Genomic DNA, 5,549 nt, shown 5'->3' with positions numbered 1-5,549 from the left:
GGACCACCACCGTGTTGTCCCGGTCGGTCGGGATCAGTCTCTCCTCGGCCTCGGAGCACGCCCACGCCCTGCGGACCGCCGGTCTGGTGGCCAGCGTGCGCGAGGGCGGGGCCGTCCGACATCACCTGACCGCGCTGGGGGCGAGCTTGTTACGGGGCCCGTCGGGCGACGCGGGCGAGTCGGTGCCCACGGCCGGCCAAGCCGCCAGGTGGCCGCCCGTCCTGCCGTAAGGTTGCTGCCGTGACGACGCGTGTGGCGGCCATCGACTGCGGGACCAACTCGATCCGACTGCTGGTCGCCGACCTGCCCGACGCGTCGGCCGGGCCGCAGGCGCCGCTTGTCGACCTGACCCGGCGGATGGAGATCGTCCGGCTGGGGCAGGGCGTGGACCGCACCGGTCGACTGGCGCCGGAGGCGATCGAGCGGACCCGGATGGCGTTGGCGTCGTACGCCGCCGACATCGAGAAGCTGGGCGCCCAGCGGGTGCGGATGTGTGCCACCTCGGCCTCCCGCGATGCCGCCAACGCCGCTGACTTCACCGAGATGGTGCGGGCCACCCTCGGTGTCGAGCCCGAGGTGGTCAGCGGCGACGAGGAGGCCCGGTTGTCGTTCACCGGCGCGGTGCGTGGGTTGCCCGCCGACGCGAAGGAGCCGTTCCTGGTCGTCGACATCGGTGGTGGTTCCACCGAGTTCGTGGTCGGCGGCCGGGCCGACGGGGTGCGTGCGGCGATCTCGGTCGACATCGGCTGCGTCCGGATGACCGAGCGGCACCTGCCCGGTGACCCGCCGACGCCCGAGCAGGTAGCGGCGGCGCAGGCCGATATCGCGGCAGTGGTGGACCGGGCGCTCGCCGTGGTGCCCGGTCGCGAGGCGGCCACCCTGGTCGGCCTAGCCGGGTCGGTCACCACTGTGGTCGCGCTCGCGCAGGGCCTGCGGGAGTACGACCCGGAGCGCACCCACCACGCCCGGGTGTCGTACGAGGAGGACGCCCGGGTGACCGCTGAGCTGCTGGGTCAGACCCGCGAGCAGCGGTTGGCGAACCCGGTGATGCACCCGGGCCGGGCCGACGTGATCGGTGCGGGCGCGCTGGTGCTTCGGGTGATCATGGAGCGGGCCGGGATGCCGTCGGTGGTGGCATCCGAGCACGACATCCTCGACGGCATCGCCTGGAGCCTCCAGCCGGCCACGCGCTAGCCGGCTCGATCAACTCGCCTTCCTTGAAGTCGCGGTATCCGTGTGCCTCGGATGCCTCGACTTCCTGAAAACCGAGTCGATCAACCTTCCGCGCGCCTGACCGGCTCGGCGTGTTGAGGCGGATTCGTTGACGCTATTTCGCATTGCACAGTAGTGTGCAATGCGTGGACACCACACAGCTGCTGAAGGGCGTGCTCGACATGGCCGTCCTGGCTGTTCTCCGGGAGGAGGACGGCTACGGTTACGACATCCTGCGCCGGTTGCGCGAGGCCGGCCTGGAGGAGGTCGGCGACGCCTCGGTCTACGGGACGCTGCGTCGCCTCTTCGCCGCCGGCCTGCTCACCACCTATGTGGTGCCGAGCGAATCCGGGCCGCACCGCAAGTACTACTCACTCAACGCCGCGGGGCGCGACCAACTGACCCGCTCCGGCAAGCTCTGGCGCTCGTTCGCCACCACCATGGACAGTCTGCTCGACGATCGGGGGATGGCGGCATGACCGTCACGGAGCAGGAGATCACCGACTACGTGGCGCGGGTCCGGGCCGCTCTGGCCGACCTGCCGACCGCGCAACGCGACGAGCTGACCGAGGACCTCGCCGACCACCTCACCGAGGTCGCCGCCGAGGCCGAGGGCACCCTTCTCGAGCGACTGGGCGAGCCCGAGACGTACGCCGCCGAGCTGCGCGCCGCGGCCGGTGCCGCGCCGGGCGGCGGGCGCAATCTCGACCAGCGGGTGGCCACCGCGATGGCCCGGGTCCGCGGCCGGCTGCGCACCCTGGACACCCGTCTCGGCCCACCCCTGGGGTACGCGACGGCCAGCGACTTCCTCCACCTGCTGCGCCCCGGCTGGTGGGTGCTCCGGGGCTACCTGGCAGCGATGCTGGTCACCGTGATCAGCACCGGCGGCAGCTTCGGGTTGCTGCCGAGGTTCGGCGGTGAGTTGCTCGCCGGCATGATCATGCTGATCGGTTTCGTGGTCGCCTCCATCTGGATCGGCCGCCGCTCGGCTCAGCTGACCCGCTGGCCGCGCTCGGCCGTGCAGGTCGGCAGCGTGGTGCTGGTGATCTTCGCGTTCGCCGCGCTGATGCAGGCCGAGGACCGGATGCGCTACGGCGACTACGGCTACGACCAGACCTCGGTCGACAGCCAGTACGACCGGGTCCGGGACGTCTTCGTCTACGACAGCGAGGGCCGACTGGTGGAGAACGCCCGACTCTTCGACCAGAACGGCAATCCGATCCGGCTCGGCTACCCGGACTGCTCGGAAGAGGTCTATGACAAGCCGAACCTGCGGGCGTACCCGTACTGCCCGGAGCAGGCGCCCTTCGTGCCCCGCGCGCCCGGCGCACCCCTCCCGCGCGGTTCAGCGACCAGCACCCCGGACCCGACCAGCACCCCGGACCCGACCAGCACCCCGGACCCGAGCGGCACACCCGGGCCGACCGGGACGCCGCCGCCAGACGGTACGCCCACCGCAGTGCCGCCGAGCGGGACACCAACCCCCACCCCGACCCGGTGAACCGAGGTGTGAACTGGATCATGCGGGTGAAGCTGGGAAATAGCTGAACGGACGAGGCGAGCGGGACGGCACCGAAAATCAATGATCGTTACGGTGTCGTCTGCTCATCAACCCCTCGGAAGGAACCCCCGTGTCAGAGCAGGTCGCACCGCCCCCCGCGTCCGACGCCGCAACCCCTGAGCCGGCCGTCGAGACGCCGCAAGCGGCCGCGCCGCAGCAACCCGCTGGCGAGTCGCCGCAGGCGACCGAGCCGCAGCCAGCCGAGCCGAAGGCGGAGAAGTCCGGTGGTAGGAAGGTCCTCGGCATCGTCGGTGCGGTCCTTGCCGTCGTCGTCATCGCCGGCCTGAAGTTCGGCGTCGCCTCGGCGATCGGCAACTACTTCAACAAGGACGAGACCGCGGACGCCAAGACCGGCGACTGCATCGCCGAGCTGCCCGAGATCACCGGCACCGAGCAGGAGGAGGTCGACGGCGCCAAGGTCGTCGAGTGCACCTCCACCGACGCGGCGTACAACGTGGTCGGTCGGGTGGACGGCCAGAGCGAGGCTCAGGCCAAGGCCGACACCACCTGCACCCAGTTCTTCAAGGAGGGCGAGGAGGGGTACATCTTCTCCAGCATCGAGCCGGGCAAGACGGGCTACGTGCTCTGCCTGACCAAGAAGGTCTGACCGGAGCGGCGGACCGGTGTCGACGGCGGCGGGAGACATCCCGCCGCCGTCGGCGTACCCGGAGTCACCAGGGGGCGAACAGGAGGTGAATGCCACTGTTCCGGCGTCTTCCCGACGGCCGCGTGGCGTGGCAGGCTACCGGCACGTAGGACCACTGGGCGACCAGCCAACGATGACTGACCGCTAGGAGGACGGCCCATGGGCGAAATGGTGAGCTACCGCAGCAACGGGGGCACGAGCGAGGGGTATCTCGCGATACCCGCCAGCGGCACGGCCAGCCCCGCCGTCATCGTCATTCAGGAATGGTGGGGTCTGGTCCCGCACATCCGGTCGGTGGCCGACCGGTTCGCCGAGGCCGGTTTCGTGGCCCTCGCCCCGGACTTCTACCACGGTGAGACGACCAGCGAGCCGGACGAGGCGCAGCGGCTGCTGCTGGCGATGCGGATGGACGAGGCGGCGAAGGACATCGCCGGAGCGGCCGACTATCTCGCCGGGCGGCCCGAGGTCACCGGTAAGGTCGGTGCCGTGGGCTTCTGCGCCGGTGGCAGCCTGGCCCTCTGGTCGGCCACCATCTCCGAGCGGATCGTCGCCACCGCCGGGTTCTATCCCGTGCTGCCCTGGGAGTCGATGCGCCCCGACTGGGCCGACTACGCCGGCAAGGCAGCGGTCATCCACTGCTCCGAAGAGGACGGCACCTCGACCGCCGAGGGCGTACAGACCGCCCGTCGGGCCATCGAGGAGGCCGGCGGTGACTGCCACCTCTACGACTACCCGGGCACCTCGCACGCCTTCTTCAACGACGACCGGCCGGAGGCGTTCGACCAGCGCGCCGCCGCCAGCGCCTGGGCCCGCACCCTGGAACTCTTCCGGGCCAAGCTTGGCTGAGACGCGTACCCCCGAACAGGTGGTCGCCCGCGCAGCGCGGGCGACCGACCTGGCCGACCTCGACGCGGCGGTGAGCGACTGTTTCGCCTGTCCACGGCTGGTCCGGTGGCGGGAGGAGGTCGCCCGCACCCGCCGGGCCGCCTTCCGCGACCAGGAGTACTGGGGTCGGCCGGTGCCGGGCTTCGGCACCTCGGACACGCGGATCGCGATCCTCGGGTTGGCGCCCGCCGCGCACGGTGGCAACCGCACCGGCCGGATCTTCACCGGTGACCGGTCGGGTGACGTGCTGTTCGCCGCGCTGCACCGGGCCGGGCTGGCCAACCAGCCGACGAGTGTGGCCGCCGACGACGGGCTCGCCCTGCGGGACCTGCGGGTCTTCTCGGCCGTCCGGTGTGCGCCACCGGACAACAAGCCGACCCCGGCGGAACGGGACACCTGCGCGCCCTGGCTGCACCGTGAGGTCGCGTTGATCCAGCCCACGCTGCGGGTCGTGGTCGCGCTGGGCGCGTTCGCCTGGGCCGCGTGGTGGCCGGTGCTCCGCGCGGTGTACGGGCAGCGCCCGCCCAGCCCGCGACCGGCGTTCGGTCATGGGGCACACTGGTCCGGCACGGACGCCCCGGACTTGCTGGGCTGTTACCACGTCAGTCAGCAGAACACCTTCACCGGGCGGTTGACACCAGGGATGTTGGACGACGTCTTCGGCCAGGCTAAACAGCTGGCCGGAGTGGACTGAGACGACGCGTGGGGTGGTGGCGATGACAGACGGAACCCGCCCGCCCGCGCCGTTGGCCGAGCCGGCGCTGCGTCCGGTGCTCGGCCTGCTCCGCCGGTGGTGGCCGGTCGGCGCGGTCGCCGTCCTGCTCGCCGGTGCCGCGCTGGCGTCCGCCCACTCGTCGATCGGGGCCAGTCGGATCCCGCCGGCCGCGGACAACGTTCCCTGGGTTCCGGAGTACCCGACCGTCGAGCCGTCACCGTCCATCCCGATCGAGCCACGCGACGCGGGCGAGGCCACCCAGGCGCACATTCCGGAGTGGGTCGGCAAGGTGGCCGTGGCCCTGCTCGGGCTGGCCATCCTGGCCGCGCTCGGCTACCTCTGCTGGGTCCTGGTCCGGGGCGCGCTGCGCCGCACCACCCGGGCGCTACCGGCGCAGCGGGGCCGTCGGACCGCCGAGGGCACCGCCCGCGAGGTCGTCGCCGCCCTCGACGCCGGCCTGGTGGAACTCGACGACCGGGACACCGACCCGCGGGTGGCGGTGATCGCCTGCTGGGTGCGGCTGGAGGAGA

General features: G+C 71.7%; 8 protein-coding genes. All 8 read left to right on the top strand.

Annotated features, from left to right (window positions below; genetic code table 11):
• Positions 1-230: helix-turn-helix domain-containing protein (locus KBX53_RS20540; protein WP_210861074.1), on the top strand; the 230-nt coding region annotated here is incomplete at its 5' end.
• A 22-nt stretch (positions 231-252) separates the two neighbouring features.
• Positions 253-1,194 (top strand): Ppx/GppA phosphatase family protein, encoded by a 942-nt coding sequence (locus KBX53_RS20535; protein ID WP_210861077.1) that lies wholly within the window; start codon positions 253-255, stop codon positions 1,192-1,194.
• 164 nt (positions 1,195-1,358) lie between these two features.
• Positions 1,359-1,691 carry a PadR family transcriptional regulator gene (locus tag KBX53_RS20530; RefSeq protein ID WP_030328782.1) on the top strand — a complete coding sequence of 111 codons (333 nt, stop codon included), beginning with the start codon at positions 1,359-1,361 and terminating at the stop codon, positions 1,689-1,691.
• On the top strand, positions 1,688-2,713 hold the full coding sequence (locus tag KBX53_RS20525) for a hypothetical protein (RefSeq protein ID WP_210861072.1): 1,026 nt from the start codon (positions 1,688-1,690) through the stop codon (positions 2,711-2,713). The genes KBX53_RS20530 and KBX53_RS20525 overlap by 4 nt, the downstream gene beginning before the upstream one ends.
• 130 nt (positions 2,714-2,843) lie before the next feature.
• On the top strand, positions 2,844-3,380 hold the full coding sequence (locus KBX53_RS20520) for a hypothetical protein (protein ID WP_030328778.1): 537 nt from the start codon (positions 2,844-2,846) through the stop codon (positions 3,378-3,380).
• A 198-nt stretch (positions 3,381-3,578) separates the two neighbouring features.
• Positions 3,579-4,265 (top strand): dienelactone hydrolase family protein, encoded by a 687-nt coding sequence (locus tag KBX53_RS20515; RefSeq protein WP_030328776.1) that lies wholly within the window; start codon positions 3,579-3,581, stop codon positions 4,263-4,265.
• A gap of 19 nt (positions 4,266-4,284) precedes the next feature.
• Positions 4,285-4,998 (top strand): uracil-DNA glycosylase, encoded by a 714-nt coding sequence (locus KBX53_RS20510; RefSeq protein ID WP_210861070.1) that lies wholly within the window; start codon positions 4,285-4,287, stop codon positions 4,996-4,998.
• Positions 4,999-5,020: 22 nt separating this feature from the next.
• Positions 5,021-5,549 (top strand): hypothetical protein (locus KBX53_RS20505; RefSeq protein ID WP_210861068.1); only part of this gene is annotated, 529 nt, incomplete at its 3' end.

Origin of the sequence: Micromonospora sp. M51 (assembly GCF_018070305.1) — a bacterium.
GTDB lineage: Bacteria > Actinomycetota > Actinomycetes > Mycobacteriales > Micromonosporaceae > Micromonospora > Micromonospora parva.
The sequence above is the reverse complement of the archived record's forward strand: the minus strand, read 5'-3'. Positions and strand labels throughout refer to the sequence as shown.

Excerpts from the sequence above, each read along its gene's own strand:
- KBX53_RS20525 (WP_210861072.1), top strand. The coding sequence starts at position 1,688 with ATGACCGTCACGGAGCAGGAGATCACCGACTACGTGGCGCGGGTCCGG.
- KBX53_RS20515 (WP_030328776.1), top strand. The coding sequence starts at position 3,579 with ATGGGCGAAATGGTGAGCTACCGCAGCAACGGGGGCACGAGCGAGGGG.